The 16,052-nt window shown below is 26.0% G+C and carries 13 protein-coding genes; 7 read left to right on the top strand and 6 right to left on the bottom strand.

The annotated features are described in order from the left end of the window. Positions 1-31 precede the first annotated feature (31 nt). Together ybeY and ABJG40_RS12990 are read right to left on the bottom strand one after the other, a co-directional pair. On the bottom strand, positions 32-445 hold the full coding sequence (ybeY, locus tag ABJG40_RS12995; RefSeq protein WP_348025017.1) for an rRNA maturation RNase YbeY: 414 nt from the start codon (positions 443-445) through the stop codon (positions 32-34). Between the two features lie 2 nt (positions 446-447). After that, the gene (locus ABJG40_RS12990; protein ID WP_348025016.1) at positions 448-3,840 is read right to left on the bottom strand and encodes a DUF4175 family protein; all 3,393 of its coding nucleotides are present in this window, start codon (positions 3,838-3,840) and stop codon (positions 448-450) included. Between the two features lie 110 nt (positions 3,841-3,950). Here ABJG40_RS12990 and ABJG40_RS12985 point away from each other — a divergent pair, with 110 nt between their 5' ends. The 6 genes from ABJG40_RS12985 to ABJG40_RS12960 all read left to right on the top strand — a co-directional run bounded on the left by ABJG40_RS12985 (position 3,951) and on the right by ABJG40_RS12960 (position 9,944). Next, complete coding sequence (locus ABJG40_RS12985; protein ID WP_348025015.1) at positions 3,951-4,787, top strand: hypothetical protein; 837 nt, start codon at positions 3,951-3,953, stop codon at positions 4,785-4,787. 134 nt (positions 4,788-4,921) lie between these two features. Then, a complete protein-coding gene (locus ABJG40_RS12980) occupies positions 4,922-5,311 on the top strand; it encodes a hypothetical protein (RefSeq protein ID WP_348025014.1) in 390 nt (129 codons plus the stop codon). 539 nt (positions 5,312-5,850) lie between these two features. After that, a complete protein-coding gene (gltX, locus tag ABJG40_RS12975; protein WP_348025013.1) occupies positions 5,851-7,371 on the top strand; it encodes a glutamate--tRNA ligase in 1,521 nt (506 codons plus the stop codon). A 3-nt stretch (positions 7,372-7,374) separates the two neighbouring features. Continuing rightward, positions 7,375-7,905, top strand: a complete 531-nt coding sequence (locus tag ABJG40_RS12970) for a hypothetical protein (protein ID WP_348025012.1) — start codon at positions 7,375-7,377, stop codon at positions 7,903-7,905. 156 nt (positions 7,906-8,061) lie between these two features. Beyond that, a complete protein-coding gene (locus ABJG40_RS12965) occupies positions 8,062-8,991 on the top strand; it encodes an SPFH domain-containing protein (RefSeq protein WP_348025011.1) in 930 nt (309 codons plus the stop codon). Positions 8,992-9,068: 77 nt separating this feature from the next. After that, positions 9,069-9,944: a LytTR family transcriptional regulator DNA-binding domain-containing protein gene (locus tag ABJG40_RS12960; RefSeq protein WP_348025010.1), complete on the top strand. Its 876-nt coding sequence runs from the start codon at positions 9,069-9,071 to the stop codon at positions 9,942-9,944. Positions 9,945-10,252: 308 nt separating this feature from the next. Here ABJG40_RS12960 and tatA read toward each other — a convergent pair whose 3' ends face one another. The 3 genes from tatA to rnr form a co-directional block, all read right to left on the bottom strand. Then, positions 10,253-10,444, bottom strand: a complete 192-nt coding sequence (gene tatA / locus ABJG40_RS12955; protein ID WP_348025009.1) for a twin-arginine translocase TatA/TatE family subunit — start codon at positions 10,442-10,444, stop codon at positions 10,253-10,255. Positions 10,445-10,500: 56 nt separating this feature from the next. Further along, positions 10,501-11,190: a head GIN domain-containing protein gene (locus ABJG40_RS12950; protein WP_348025008.1), complete on the bottom strand. Its 690-nt coding sequence runs from the start codon at positions 11,188-11,190 to the stop codon at positions 10,501-10,503. Positions 11,191-11,280: 90 nt separating this feature from the next. Beyond that, positions 11,281-13,500, bottom strand: a complete 2,220-nt coding sequence (gene rnr, locus ABJG40_RS12945) for a ribonuclease R (RefSeq protein ID WP_348025007.1) — start codon at positions 13,498-13,500, stop codon at positions 11,281-11,283. A 105-nt stretch (positions 13,501-13,605) separates the two neighbouring features. Between rnr and ABJG40_RS12940 the strand changes: the two genes are divergently transcribed. Beyond that, a complete protein-coding gene (locus tag ABJG40_RS12940) occupies positions 13,606-13,884 on the top strand; it encodes an acylglycerol kinase family protein (RefSeq protein ID WP_348025006.1) in 279 nt (92 codons plus the stop codon). 75 nt (positions 13,885-13,959) lie between these two features. Here ABJG40_RS12940 and ABJG40_RS12935 read toward each other — a convergent pair. Next, positions 13,960-16,052: T9SS type A sorting domain-containing protein (locus ABJG40_RS12935; protein WP_348025005.1), on the bottom strand; the 2,093-nt coding region annotated here is incomplete at its 5' end.

The following is a 16,052-nucleotide window of genomic DNA, read 5'->3' as shown; positions in this document are numbered from 1 at the left end:
ACGTGAAACTTTTAATATATTAAATTGATTATCAATTATTTAAAACCAATAAAGCACTGTTTTCTTGATTTCTCATCTCTAGTTTTTCATTATCAGATTTATCTTTAAAACCCATATAATGTAAAACTCCATGAATCATTACTCTGTGCAATTCATCTTCAAAAGAAACTTTATAGTCTGAAGCATTGTCCTTAACTCTTTCTATAGAAATAAAAATATCTCCACTAATTAATTTTCCTAATGTATTATCAAAACTAATAACATCTGTAAGTGTGTCATGTTGTAAAAACTCAACATTTAGTTTATGGAGATACTCATCATCACAAAAAATATAATTAATTTCTCCAATACTAAAATCTTGTTTCGATACAACAGTTTCTATCCAATATTCTAAAATATTTTCATTGTTTAATTGAAATGAAGTTTCGTAATTAAAAGTAATCATGCCTAAGCTTTCTTATTGCTAGAAAAATATGCTCTAACTTTATTTTTATAATTTTGCTGCAAAGGTAATGATTGTCTATTTAATATTTCTGTTTGATTATAAAACAGCTTTTTAAATTGTAATGCTTTTATATTTCTTTTTTCAAACTCCTTTAAATTAGAAGTTGATTTTCGCTTTTTATCTTTTCCTTGTTCTAAAGCTGCCTTGTCTAATTTTAGCAATTCATAATTTAAATTTTGCATTTTTTGAAGTGTACTAGCATTAAAACCTTTTTCTAAAATTTCATTTTCTAGATCTTCCATCTTTTTTAAGGCTTTTCTTGCTTCAGAATTTACGGCATTATTATTAGTTTCAGTTTGATTAATCTGGTTTTGTAATTCTTGTCTTAATAAACTTTGTTGTTTATAAATTTCATAGATTTCTCCATCTAAATCATCATTAGATTGTCCTTCTCCATTACCATTTCTATTTCCATTTTCTCCTGTTTTTTCACCTTTACCTTTTTTACCATTTTTACCTTTCTCTCCAGGTTTTCCTTTTTCAACAGGTTTCTTACCTTCTTTACCTTTGCTATTTTTGTCACCAGGTTTATTTCCTTTTTGCATTCCTTTCTCCATTTTTTTTGATAAACCTTCTTGTTTTTTTATCAAATCTGGTAAGCTAAAACCTTTTCCTTTTCCACTCTTTCCTTTGCCCATTTTCATGGACATAGCGTTTTTCATGCTATTTAAAATATTACTTAAATAATCAGCTAAATTATTTACAGCAGTCATTACATAACGTTGATTTGAAACTCCGTTTGAAAAACGATTTTCAGAAAAATTATCTAAAGATTGTTCTAAATTATAATATGTAGTAGATAAATCGTCTTTAATTTTTGCAGAAATTTTTGGCAAACGCATAGATAAAACATACAAACTATCATCTATATGTTCAAAATAGGTTTTTAATTGATTTTGTCTTTTTAAATCTTTACCAAAATCTGGATGCGAAGTTGAAGTTTCTTGAAACTTATACATTAAGTTTTCTTGCTTGAAAGAAAAAATGACTAAATTTTCTAAAATTTTACGCAAATCATCCATGTTTTCTTCCATAGATTCACCTTGCATTTCCATCATAGATTTTTGCATTTTAGCACTCATTTGTTTCATCTTTTTTGATGATTTTTTTTGACTACTTTTTGCATCAGAATTATTCTCTTTAGAAAGATTTTCTTCAGACTTTTTTAGTTCATCATCTATGTCTTCTTTTTCATCTTCAACGTCTGGAAGGTCTATAGGTTCTTTTAACTTCTCATTATCTTTTTTAAGATCTTCTAATTCTTTTTTAATTTCATTGAACTCCTTTTTAATTTCATTTTGAGCTTCTAAATTGTGTTCTTTTTGGGTTGAAAGTTCTTCTTGCTTTTTAGATAATTTATCAATTTTGTCTGCAATTTGCATTGTTTTTTGCTCAACGTAAAAGCGTTTTGTTAATTCTAAAATTCGTTCTAAACTTCTTTCTTGTTGTTTATTTTGTTGCGCTAATTCTTTGGCTTTTTTGACTAAATCTTCTTTGTTTAGTTTTTCTGCCATTTTTTGAATTTCATCTAACAACTTTTGTTGCTTTTCTAACTTCTTTAGTTCTGCTATTCTCTTTTTTAGTTCTTCTTTTTTATTCTGAAGATTCTCATTTGTTTCTTTCTTCTCTTCTAAATTTTCTTGCAACTTATCTGTTTGACGTTGCATCATTTTATTATAATTATTCTGACGTTCTACAAATTTCTGAATCTTCTTTTTATCGGTCCAATTTATCTTCTTTTTAACTTGTAAATCTTTCTGAACTTTATCTAATTCTAAATTTTGTTTTTGTTGTTTCTGAATAGAATTTTCAATATTATTAATGGTATTTCTTTGTTCTTGTAACAACTCCTGCTCTACTTCTGCAATCGTTTTTTGTCGATAATTAAAAACTTTACTCTTTGCTTTTTTATTTCCGTTTACAGCATCGTTATCAAAAACCTGAAAAAACAATTCATAATTAACTCCTTTCGTTAAATTTAATCCATCAGGAAACTGATAAAAAAATGTTTGAATGTTCTCCTTGGATATTTGTAAATCAAATGTTTTTTGAATTTCAGGATTGATATCATCATAATACACAATTTGTAATTTCTGAAGACCATAATCATCAGAAATTTGACCAGCAAATTGTGCTGTTCCACGTGAAATACTATCAATATTAGATTCCACAGAAATTGTTGGAGATTCATCTTTTACAACATCCACAGAAAACTGTAAATTTTCAAAATCTTTTAATTTTTTGTTTGATGATGCAATTTGATAATTCAGTGCATTTTGAATTTTTTTTGAATATTTGAAATTATTATCAGAAACAGTTTCAAAAAAATCTCTTTTTTTATTGTTGATAAAAGCCACTGAATCGGTTTGATTTGCATATACATTCCAAGTAATTCTAGTTCCTTCTGGTACAATAATATTTCCAGAATTTTTAATAGTTTCATTTCTTTTTCTTAAATATCTGGGATATTTAATATCTAAAGAAATGTTATTAATTGTTGGTGTTTTTATAACCTCAATTCTATATTCTTGAGATTCTATTCCGTTTGCTTCAATATAAAAATCAATCGATTTTTGAACATCAGAAAATGTATAAGAAAAAGCTCCATTACTATTATTCTGTAAAAAATATTGTTGGTTTTCAAAATGGATTTTTGCTTCACTTGGCAAGACGTTTCCAACTGTATTTACCAAAATAGTAATAGATTTTCCTTGAACAACTTTTAGATTAGAATTATCTAAAGAAAATAAAAATGGTGCTGGAGGACTATAGCTAACTCTATGATTTACAACACGTTCTAAACTTTGAGTAAGAGCGCTATTTGTTCCTGTAAATAAAGTAGTTATCAAAATTACAACAGGAATTATTGCATATTTTAAATACTTTTTATTTTGAGTAAAATCTACTGCTTTTACAAATGGTATTGGTTGTAATTCAGCTGCTTTTTGATTGATACTTGCTAATAATAAATCTGACTGATTGGTGTTTTTTTTTAATTGCAAAACATTCAATAATTTATCTTGAACTTCTGGAAAATGACTTCCAATAATTTTTGAAGACTGTTCAAAAGAAATTCCTTTTCGTAAACCTATTAATTTAAAAATAGGTAAGAAAATAAATCGAATAAGTAGAAATAATTCAACTACTAAAAACACCCAAAATAAAACGGTTCTTGCTGTTGGTTTTAGCCATAAAAAATATTCTAAAAACAAGGTAAAAAATAAGTACAAACATCCTAAAGAAAGAAATAGAATACTTCCTTTTATCAATTCACTAGTATAGTATTTACGAGTAAATTGATGTAATTTTTGTTCAATGTTCTTAAATCCTGTCATAATTAGCTTTTAAAAATACTATTTTTACATTGATACGCAATCAAATAACTGTTAAAACGATTTGTAAGTATTTCTATATTTATTCAACTAAGGTTAAAAAATCAACTAAAATGAAACAAATAGCGAGTTTTCTAATTCTATTTATAAGTATTTCAGCATTTTCTCAAGGACCTTGGACACAAGAAAAAGGGAAATTTTACACACAAATTTCATTTTCAACTATTTCTAATTATGATGAATTATTTGGAGATCCTGATTATAAAATTGAAGGAAAAATATCTGATAATACGCTTCAATTTTATGGAGAATATGGTCTTTCTGATAAAACTACGTTGATTGTAAATTTACCTTTAAAATCGATTTCATTTGATCAAAATGTTGTTTGTGTTACAACTCCTTGTAACGCTATTGAACATAAAGAAACCACTTTAGGAAACATAGAAATTGGTATAAAACATAATTTTTATAAAAAAGATTGGTTGCTTTCTGGTCAGTTTTCTGTGGAAGCTAATACGAGTTCTTTTGATGCAAATTCTGGAATAAGAACTGGTTATAATGCATTTACTTTTACTCCCCTTTTTATAACAGGAAAAAGTTTTAACAAAGCATATTTACAAACGTTTATTGGTTCAAAAATAAAAACAAACAACTACTCTTCTAACCTTAAAATTGGTGGAGAATATGGGCACAAAGTTTCCAAACACATTTGGTTAATTGCTTTTTTAGATATTGAAAAATCCTTTAAAAATGGAACTGTTGTTTTGCCTAATTCAAATTTAGCAACAGGTTTGTATGTAAACGACCAAGAATATGGAGTTGTTGGTGTAAAAGCAATTGGAGAATTTTCTGATAATTTTGGAATGACAGCAAGTTTACCAGCAGCATTTTTTGGTAACAATGTGGCAAAACAAGTTGCTTTATCTGTTGGAGTTTATAAGAAGTTTTAGATTAATTATAAGAAACCTATTAAAGGTGTTGAAAATATAGCATACATTAGTCTAGATTATTTCATAAAAATGTTAAAAAGTTATGAACATAATATTAAACTTGTTTACATTTGTTTTATAAAAATTGTTTAGTTATGGATATTAAACTAGTAGAAAGAAGTGTTACTCCAAACTCTTTAGGTAAAGAAGAAATACATATTTCAAACGTTAAGTTTTCTGTTAAAATAAATACTATTGGTGGTAAAGATGGTGATTTTTGGATTGAAGTTTCTCCTTCTTTAAATGTTAGTGGTTATGGAAATACTCCAGAAGAAGCTGAAAAATCTTTTGAACATAATCTTAATTTGTTTGCTGAAGATTTAAATAAATTAAAGCTTTCAGAAAGAATAAAATACCTAAAAGAATTGGGTTGGGATAGTCAGAAATTATTCAAAAGAAGATTGTCTAAAGCATTTGTTGATGAAAATGGTATTCTACAAAACTTGGAGCACCCTAAAGTCAAATATTTTGAAAGTGTAGCTTAAATGGGAAACAATAGACCAGTAAAAACAAAACATTGGTTGAAGTTTCTTGAATCAAAAAATTGCAAATACCAAAGAACTAAAGCTTCACACGACCATTATAAATGTCCTAATTGTTTCAGAACAATTACTCATAGAGAAAAAGATAAGGAAATACCCGCTTTCCATCTTCAGACAAATTTGAGAACCATGGGTTTAACATTAAAAGATCTATATAAATGGATAGATGAAAACTGTTAAAACTATATAATACAAGCCTTACTAATTAGTGAGGTTTTTTTGTTTTACTAACTTATAAAAACTATGTTTTTCTATGTGTCAATGTTATCAACATTGACAAAACAATATTTAAAAAATTGATAGCGAACTTTTTATTTAAAAACTATCTTTGCAGCAATAGAAAAAGGCTTTACTAGAAAAGTAAAATAGTCTGTCATTTCGACTGAAATGGAGAAATCTATAATAAATAGATTTTTCGACTTCGTTTCATTCCGCTCAAAATGACATTAAATTTTAAGATTGAGAATTAAAAAACATAAAAAATGGAATCTAATGTTCGCGTTCGTTTTGCACCAAGTCCTACAGGACCTCTACATATTGGTGGTGTAAGAACAGCTTTGTATAATTATTTATTTGCAAAAAAATATAATGGAACTTTTGTCTTAAGAATAGAAGACACAGACCAAACACGTTATGTTGCAAATGCAGAACAATATATTATAGACGCTTTAGACTGGTGTAATATTCCTTTTGATGAAGGTCCAGGAAAAAACGAAAAATTTGGTCCTTACAGACAATCTGAACGTAAAGAATTATACAAACAATATGCAGATCAATTAATAAAAACTGGTTGGGCATATTATTGTTTTGATACTCCAGAACAATTAGATGGTCATAGAAAAGGACATGAAGCAGAAGGTAAAACCTTTATTTATAACTGGCATAATAGAGAAAAAGGACGTTTGGTAAATTCTTTAGTTTTAACGGATGAAGAAGTGCAAAACAGAATTAATTCTGGCGAAAATTATGTAATCCGTTTTAAAACTCCTCAAGATGAATTGTTACGAATGAATGATGAAATTCGTGGAGATATTAAAATTGATACCAATACTTTAGATGATAAAATTTTATTTAAAGGTGATGGAATGCCAACCTATCATTTAGCAAATATTGTTGATGATCATTTAATGGAAATCTCTCATGTAATTCGTGGTGAAGAATGGTTACCATCAATGCCATTACACGTTTTATTATACAAAGCTTTTAGTTGGAATACTCCAAAATTTGCACATTTACCATTAATTTTAAAACCTGTTGGTAAAGGAAAATTAAGTAAACGTGATGGTGATAAATTAGGTTTCCCAGTGTTTCCTTTAGAATATACAAACGAACAAACTGGTGATGTTTCACGTGGATATAAAGAAGATGGTTATTTTGCTGATGCTTTTATAAATATGTTGGCTTTCTTAGGATGGAATCCTGGAACAGAACAAGAAATTTTCTCTTTAGAGGGTTTAATAGAAGCTTTCGATTTAAAAAGAGTGAGCAAATCTGGGGCAAAATTTAGTCCGGATAAAGCAAAGTGGTTCAATCAACAATATATGCAGACAAAAGATGATGCATCATTGACTGATTTATACTTACCAATTCTTACTGAAAAAGGGATTACAAAAGACAAAGAATTTGTTTTAAAAGTTGTTTCTGCAATAAAAGAAAGAGCTGTTTTTGTAAATGATTTTTGGTCTTTATCTAGTTTCTTTTTTGAAACTCCAACAGAATATGATGCAAAAGCTTCTAAGAAAAATTGGAAAGAAGGAACTCCTGATTTAATGAATGAATTAATTACCGTAATTTCATCAATCGAAGATTTTTCATCAGAAAATACAGAGAAAGAAGTTAAAGAATGGATTTCTGACAAGGAAATTGGTTTTGGGAAAGTAATGCAACCTTTAAGATTGTCTTTAGTTGGTAAATTAGCAGGACCTCATTTATTTGATATTATTGCTATGATTGGTAAAGAAGCTACAATACAAAGGCTAAAAAATGCAGTTTCTAAATTATAAATTATGAAAAAATATATCTTACTTATTATTCTATTTTGTGGTTTTACAGCACAAGCTCAATATGGGTATGGAAATAGTAGACAACGCCAACAATTACCACAAGTACAAGAAAAAGCTGCTGACCCAGATTTTCCAATAGAAAAATATTTAGGTATTGTTAATTATGATATTAAAAAATCTGCTAAAAAAACAAGTATAAAATTGTCTTCTAAAGAAGGAAAAGAGTTTTCTAAAATATTAACTACTTATAATAAAGAAATAAAAGACATCACAAGAATTAATAGTTTTTTAATAAGAAGCACAAAAGATATGGTAGATAATTTTCAGAAAGCTGCTATAACAAGTGGAGATTTTTCTAATCAACAAAAGGTTCAAAAGAAAATGGCTGAAAACTTAAAACCAATATTTTTAATTTTAAAAGAAGCAGATGTTAAATTATATTCTAAAATGAAAGATTTACTTTCAGATAAACAATATAAAAAGTGGCTTAAGTACAATAAAAAAAGACACACATTCTTAAAAAAAGAAGATTAAATTAATCTATAAAACAAATTATAAACCCTGTAAAATATATTTTTACAGGGTTTTCTTTATAATAAAATGTAACATTTTTATTAAAATTCGTCTAATAAATTACTATTAAAATTCAGTATCTTTACTTAATTCAATTTTTAATTTAAAAAAATAACTATGCTATCACCTACATTTATTATTATTATTGTTTTTATAGGTCTTTTTTTATTTGCAACCGTATTTACAGTAAAACAACAAACAGCGGCTATTATTGAGCGATTTGGAAAATTTAATGCAATAAGACAATCAGGTCTAAGATTTAAAATTCCTGTTTTTGATAGAATTGCTGGCAAATTAAGTTTAAAAATTCAGCAATTAGATGTAATTATAGAAACAAAAACATTAGATGATGTATTTGTAAAATTAAAAGTATCTGTACAATATAAAGTTATTAGAGATAAAGTATATGATGCTTTTTATAAGTTAGATTATCCTCATGATCAAATTACTTCTTATGTTTTTGATGTTGTACGTGCAGAAGTACCAAAAATGAAATTAGATGATGTTTTTGTTAAAAAAGATGATATTGCAATTGCTGTAAAATCTGAATTAAATGATGCAATGATGACGTATGGTTATGATATTATTAAAACTTTAGTAACAGATATTGATCCTGATGCGCAAGTTAAAGAAGCAATGAATAGAATTAATGCTTCTGAACGTGAAAAAGTAGCTGCACAATATGAAGGAGATGCACAACGTATTTTAATTGTAGAACGTGCAAAAGCAGAGGCAGAAAGTAAACGTTTACAAGGACAAGGTATTGCAGACCAAAGACGTGAAATTGCACGTGGTTTAGAAGAATCTGTAGAAGTTTTAAATAAAGTAGGTATCAATTCTCAAGAAGCATCTGCTTTAATTGTAGTAACACAACATTATGATACTTTACAATCTATAGGGCAAGAAACTAATAGTAACTTAATTTTATTACCAAACTCGCCACAAGCAGGTAGTCAAATGCTTAATGATATGGTTGCAAGTTTTACAGCAAGTAATCAAATAGGAGAAGCTATGAAAAATGCGAAAACTAAAAAATTAAAAGAGTAATTTTTTTTAAAATACCTATTATATAATTTAATAGGTATTTTAAATTTAAATATTTTTGCAATAAAATTGCATTATTAATGAATAAAATTATTAACTGGTTAGCCACACCTTATTATTTTAATCCTACAATAAAATTTAAACTAAAATCTAGTTTTATACTTGGATTTTTTACTTTTAGTTTCTTATATATATTTAGACCTTTTTATTTAGCATTTTTTTCTGAAATTATTTTAACCTATAGTATTTTAATTGGTTTTATTGGTTTTATAGCTGCTTTTTTTACACTATATATTCCTCCTTTAATTTTTAAAAATTATTTTAATGAGGATAGTTGGACAACTGGAAGAAGTATTTTTTTAATGATTATAGGTAATCTTATTGCAGCTATTTTAATATGGTATTTTGGTGAAATGTATAAAGAACCTTACAATCTAAAAAAAATAAGTTTACCTTTATTTATTGTTTTTACTTTTTTAGTTTCTTCAATTCCATTGATATTTTTTCTTTTTTTAAATGAACAAAACGTTAGAAAGAAAAGAGAAAAAAAGGCCGAAGAAATTAATACACTTAAAAAAGAGAAAAAAACAAAAAAAGAAGAAAACTTAGATGAAAATATTGTTTTATACTCAGATAATAAAAAAGAACAAATATCTTTTAATATAAATGATTTGGTTTACATAACATCACAAGGAAATTATGCAAGTTTTTTTCTTAACAAAAATAATGTACTAAAAGAACAAATTCTAAGAATTACATTAACTAAAATTAATGTAGAATTAGAAAACTTTGATACTATTATAAGATGTCATAAATCTTATATTGTAAATTCTAATTATATATCTAAAATTAGTGGTAATGCAAGAGGTTATTTATTAAAATCAGATGTAATTCCATTAGATATACCAGTATCTAGAAAATTTTCTAAACTATCATTACAAAGTTTACTTCATTAAAGCTTCCCATTTATCCCAAAAAACTTAAAAACCTTCCTGTTTACAACATAAATTTAATAATATGAATATTCACATTTATATTTGTAACTCAAAAATTAAGTTAATAATATTGGGGGATATTTTAATTTAAAAAAACTAAAAGCTCAACTTGTTTAACAAATTGAGCTTTTTTTTATACTTTAAAATTAGTAAGTTTATGTTTAAAAAAAATTAAACATAAACTTTCATCTTATAATAAGAAAAAGAACTAAAAATAAAAGCTCAACTTATAATGGTTGAGCTTTTTTTATAATGCAAGAATTATCTTGTTACTTCTTATTATCTAATTTTTCTTCTGGTTCTTCTTCTTTAGCAGCGTTTTTAAACTCTTTAATTCCACTACCTAAACCTTTCATTAATTCAGGAATTTTTCTTCCTCCAAATAATAAAAGGATAACCACAACAATAATAATTACTTGTGGCCCACCTATCATTCCATAATAAACTGATAAACTATACATGTTTTCTTTAATTTAATACTACAAAGATACAAAAAAGGGTATAACACAAACAGATGTTAATTCCTTTTTTGAATAATACCACCTATTACTTTTTTATCTTTTACAACTTCTGGGTTACCTTTATAAAAAATTGAACCTCCAAAACTTACTTTTGCACTTAAAGTTTGTCCTGCTAAAACTTCTGCTTTAGCTCCTGTACCTGCAAATACATTAGAGTTACCAGTAGTTTTCATTTTAAAACCATTATAAATACCATATAAATCTACATTAACTTCTTGGTTATCTGTAGTACCAGTAAGTTTTATAATTCCTCCAGAAGAAGTTCTAACTTTAAGATATTTAACTGTTGCTGTTAGATTAATAAAAGCTCTTTCTTGAGCATTTACTTCTAATTTTTCTTGATTTACATCTTTACTAGTAATGGTTGCACCTTCGTTAGCATCTATAATAGCAATATTTTTATTGTAAAATAGTTTTACTAAAACCTTACCTTCTGCTGCATTATTTTCTGGTTTTAAAGAAAAAGGTAAAGATATTTTTAAAGTATTATTTACATTCTTAATTTTAACCATTTCAGATTTTTCGCCAGTAATTTCTAGTTTCTGATCTTTAGATTTAATTAATTCTACTTCTATACCATTAAAGACTTTTAAAGTAGAATAATCTCCTAAATTTTTATTCACTTTAGTTTGTGCTACTATAGCAAAACTAAATACTAATGTGTATATAAAAACTATTTTTTTCATCTTGTTAATATTTAATTACAACGTATAAATCAATAAGTATACCACTATAAAGACTTTTTTAACCTTTTATTGTGACAAAAATGCTGTTTTTTATTCTTCTATCAAAGTAAAATCTAAATGTTTACGTTCTAAATCTGTATGTTTTACTTTAACCTGAACATCATCTCCTAATTGATAAAGGTGTTTTGTAGATTGACCAACAATCGCATATTGCTTTTCATCAAAAATATAATAGTCACTTTTTATATCTCTAATTCTTACCATTCCTTCACATTTATTAGCAGATATTTCTACATAAATTCCCCATTCTGTAACTCCTGTTATTACACCATCAAAAACTTCATCTTTATGGTCTTGCATGTATTTAACTTGCATGTATTTTATAGAAGATCTTTCTGCTTTTGATGCCAATTCTTCTCTTTTTGATGAATGTTTACATTTTTCTTCATATAAATCTGCTTTTGGAGATTCTCCACCATCTAAATAATGTTGAAGTAATCTATGTGTCATTACATCTGGATAACGTCTTATTGGTGATGTAAAATGGCTGTAATAATCAAAAGCTAAACCATAATGACCTATATTTTGAGTAGTATATACAGCTTTAGACATAGAACGTATTGCTAAAGTTTCTATCATATTAGATTCTGCTTTACCATTTACATCATTTAATAGCTGATTTAAAGATTCTGATGTAGAAGCTTTAGATTCTGTATTAATTTTATAACCGAATTTACTGATGATATTTTGTAGAGAAGCTAATTTTTCTACATCTGGTTCATCATGCACTCTGTAAATAAATGTTTTATTTGATGGTTTTCCTTTATGACTACCAATAAATTCTGCTACTTTTCTATTTGCTAATAACATAAATTCTTCTATTAATTTATTAGCATCTTTAGATGTTTTAAAGAACACACCAACAGGATTTGCTTCTTCATCTAAATTGAACTTCACTTCTACTCTATCAAAAGAAATTGCGCCTTGTTTCATTCTTTTTTTACGAAGAATTTTTGCTAATTTATCTAACTGTAAAGTAGCTTCTACAACTTCTGGAGTTACTGTATATTCTTTATCAATAATAGAAATATCTTCTGGCATTACATACGGCTGAAAAGTATCAGATAATTTTACATTTTCTATAATAGATTGTGCTTCTTCGTAGGCAAAACGTTGATCTGAATACGTTACTGTTCTACCAAACCACTCACCTACTACTTGTGCTTTTTCATTAATTTCAAAAACCGCAGAAAATGTTAATTTTTCTTCATTTGGTCTTAAAGAACAAACGCCATTACTTAACATTTCTGGTAACATTGGTACTACTCTATCTACTAAATAAACAGAGGTTGCTCTATCATAAGCTTCATCATCTAAAATCGTTTTTGGTTGTAAATAATGCGAAACATCTGCAATATGAATTCCTACTTCGTAATTACCATTTTCTAATTTTGTGAATGATAATGCATCATCAAAATCTTTTGCGTCTTTTGGATCTATGGTAAACGTTAAATCTTTACGCATATCTCTACGTTTAGAAATTTCTTTATGAGTAATTTCTATTGGTAATTTTTCTGCTTCTTGCTCTACTTCTGGTTCAAACTCATAAGGTAAATTGTATTCTAATAAAATAGAATGCATTTCTGTATTATGATCTCCTGGTTTACCTAAAACTGTAGTAATTTTTCCAAATGGGTTTTTAGAATTTTGTGGCCAATCTGTAATTGTTGCTTGTACTTTATCTCCATCTTCTGCCCCATTCATTTTATTCTGAGAAATAAAAATATCTGCATACATTTTGTTGTTATCTGGTACAACAAAACCAAAGTTTTTATTTTTTTGTAAAACACCCACAAATTCTGTTTTTGCACGTTCTACAATTTCTACAACATCTGCTTCTAATTTTTTTCCACTTCGTTTTTTATAAACATACGCTTTTACAGTATCGTTATGTAAACCTTTACCTAAATTAATATTCGGAATAAAAATATCATTCTCATAATCATCAGAAATAAAATATCCATTTCCGTTAGAAGTTACATCTAAGGTACCAATAGAATATTTTCTGTCGGCATTAATTTTAAATTTACCTCTGTCTATTTCTATAATTTTTTTTGTTGCAGTTAATTCTGCCAATTTCTTTAATACTTGTGTTTTTCCATCAGTATCAGAAATCTTTAATTTTGCAGCAATTTGTTTATAATTATAAAACTTATCACTGTCTTCATTTAAAATTTTAAATATATTTCTTGTTAAGTCTTTTATAACTCTACCTTTCTTTTTAAATATTTTTTTCTTCTTTCTTGTCATTAATTCTTATTTATGTTACCAAATTACAATTATCTACTAGATTCTTGTATTAAATTATTGTTATAAATCTATTATTGTATTTTGGCTTTACTTTAATTGTTATTTATGTCTACATCTTGGTTTATAATTGCAAATCCTACTTCTGGAAATCGGAACTTTTCTAAACAATGGGAAGAAATTCAACAATTATTAAACAACAAGAAAATAGACTTTTCTTTTGCTTTTACAAAGTTTTCTAAACACGAGATTGAATTGGTACAAAACGCTATTCAAAAAGGTTTTAGAAATATTATTTCGATTGGTGGAGATGGAACACTACATCATGTAGTTAACGGAATAATGTTGCAAAGATATGTAAAAACTTCTGATATAATTATTAACTAATGCCTACTTAACAAAAAACCACCGATTTTAACGGTGGTTTTTTAATGATAAACAAAATTAATAACTCTGTAATAATTACTCTTTAATAATTTTTTCTACAGCTATATTAGCTCCAAAAATTAGTTTTAATAAATACATACCAGAACTTAGGTTAGATACATCTAATTCTTCTGTTATCTCTTTTGTACGTAGTATTTCTTTTCCTTGAAGTGTAGTAATAACAATTGCATCTATACTAGTAGTACTTTTAATATGGATTTTATCAGAAAATGGATTTGGATACAATGAATAACTCTCTTTTTCTAATTTTTCTACAGAGGCTGTTGCACTACAATCTTCACTAAAACTTGTATGAGAATCAATATCTGTCCAATTTGTGGTACTATAAGCAGCATTATCTACTTCTATACAATTTAAATTAGGGTTGTTTACTGCATTAAATTTTATAAAAAATGTATTGTTACCATTTTTTAAATATAAACTAGATAAATTATTATCTGAACAATTTAATTCTATTAAATCTATATTTTTACTAATATCTATACTACTTAAATAATTAACAGAACTATTTAACTGATTTAATAATAAATTAGCACCAATATCTAAACTAGTTAAATTATTACTAGAACAACTTAAAGAGGTTAATAGAGTATTAGAATTAATATTTAAACTGTTTAAATAATTAGTAGAACAATTTAATTGGTTTAATAATAAATTAGCACTTATATCTAAATTAGATAAATTATTACTAGAACAACTTAAAGAGGTTAATAAAGTATTAGAACTAACATTTAAATCTATTAAACTATTATTATAACAATTTAACGTTGTTAAAAGTGTGTTAGAACTAATATTTAAACTAGTTAATTCTTTATTATTAGTACAATTTAAAGTGGTTAAAGCAGTATTAGAACTAAGATCTAAACTAGTAAAATTATTTACTGAACAATTTAAAGAAGTTAAAGATACAAAGTCTTCTATTCCTTTTAAATTAGATATGTTGAAAAAATATAGATTTAACTCAGTAAGACCACTAATATTTTCTGTAAGTACATAATTATCTGTTGAATTATCGTAACCAAACTGTATTAATGCTTGTTCAAAATTATCATCTGGTATATAAGTATAACCTGGTTTTTTATAAGAACCACAATTTTCACTAAAAGTAATCTGTGAACTTATATTAAACCAATTTTCATTACTAAAACTTGTATTATCTACTTCTATACACACCAAATCTGAGTTCAAAAAAGAACTAAAAAAAGAAAAATTAGAATTATTTCCATTTTTTATATTCAATTCAAATAAATTATTACTATTGCAATCTAACCATCTTAATTCAATATTAGAATCTAATACTAAACTTGTTAAATTATTTGAACTACAATTTAAAATTTCTAATTCTACATTATTTTCTAAATTTATTTGACTAAGTTCATTATTTGAACAATCTAGAGAAGTTAACCCTGTAAAGTATTCTATTCCTTTTATAGATTTTATAGATTTTCCACTAATATTTAAAGTTGAAATACTAGTTATAATAGCAGTTGTTACATAATTATCTAATTCTGTATCGTACCCTAAATCTATTAAGCTCTGTTCAAAATTAGTATCTTCTATATAAGTATCATTTGTATGTGTACCACTACAATCTTCACTAAAATTAACAACTCTATCTATATTTTTCAAATTTAAAGTACTAAAAGCAGCATCGTCTACATTAATACAAGTTAAATTAGGGTTATTTGTTGCTAAAAAATTAGAACCTCTTAATTTAAATTTATTTCCAATCTTTATATTTAAACTAACTAATTCGTTATCTGAACAGTCAAAATAAGCTAAATTATTACTAGAACTAACATTTAAATCTTTTATACTATTATTTGAACACCTTAAATCTGTTAATGAAGTATTAGAAGTTAAATCAAAATTAGTTAAGTTATTATCAAAACAATATAAACTAGTTAATAAAATGTTAGAACTTACATCTAAACTAGTTAAGTTATTATCAGAACAATATAAACTAGTTAATAAAGTGTTAGAACTTACATTTAAACTTGATAAATTATTATTAGTACATGATAAATCAGTTAAAGAAGTATTAGCACTTACATCTAAGTTAGATAAAATATTATTTCCACAAGATAAATCAGTTAAAGAAGTATTAG

This window comes from Polaribacter sp. (assembly GCF_039939415.1).
Lineage (GTDB): Bacteria > Bacteroidota > Bacteroidia > Flavobacteriales > Flavobacteriaceae > Polaribacter.
Note: the sequence above shows the minus strand (reverse complement) of the source record. Positions and strands in the feature narration are given on the sequence as shown.

Excerpts from the sequence above, each read along its gene's own strand:
- ybeY (WP_348025017.1), bottom strand. The coding sequence starts at position 445 with ATGATTACTTTTAATTACGAAACTTCATTTCAATTAAACAATGAAAAT.
- ABJG40_RS12990 (WP_348025016.1), bottom strand. The coding sequence starts at position 3,840 with ATGACAGGATTTAAGAACATTGAACAAAAATTACATCAATTTACTCGT.
- ABJG40_RS12985 (WP_348025015.1), top strand. The coding sequence starts at position 3,951 with ATGAAACAAATAGCGAGTTTTCTAATTCTATTTATAAGTATTTCAGCA.
- ABJG40_RS12980 (WP_348025014.1), top strand. The coding sequence starts at position 4,922 with ATGGATATTAAACTAGTAGAAAGAAGTGTTACTCCAAACTCTTTAGGT.
- gltX (WP_348025013.1), top strand. The coding sequence starts at position 5,851 with ATGGAATCTAATGTTCGCGTTCGTTTTGCACCAAGTCCTACAGGACCT.
- ABJG40_RS12970 (WP_348025012.1), top strand. The coding sequence starts at position 7,375 with ATGAAAAAATATATCTTACTTATTATTCTATTTTGTGGTTTTACAGCA.
- ABJG40_RS12965 (WP_348025011.1), top strand. The coding sequence starts at position 8,062 with ATGCTATCACCTACATTTATTATTATTATTGTTTTTATAGGTCTTTTT.
- ABJG40_RS12960 (WP_348025010.1), top strand. The coding sequence starts at position 9,069 with ATGAATAAAATTATTAACTGGTTAGCCACACCTTATTATTTTAATCCT.
- tatA (WP_348025009.1), bottom strand. The coding sequence starts at position 10,444 with ATGTATAGTTTATCAGTTTATTATGGAATGATAGGTGGGCCACAAGTA.
- ABJG40_RS12950 (WP_348025008.1), bottom strand. The coding sequence starts at position 11,190 with ATGAAAAAAATAGTTTTTATATACACATTAGTATTTAGTTTTGCTATA.
- rnr (WP_348025007.1), bottom strand. The coding sequence starts at position 13,500 with ATGACAAGAAAGAAGAAAAAAATATTTAAAAAGAAAGGTAGAGTTATA.
- ABJG40_RS12940 (WP_348025006.1), top strand. The coding sequence starts at position 13,606 with ATGTCTACATCTTGGTTTATAATTGCAAATCCTACTTCTGGAAATCGG.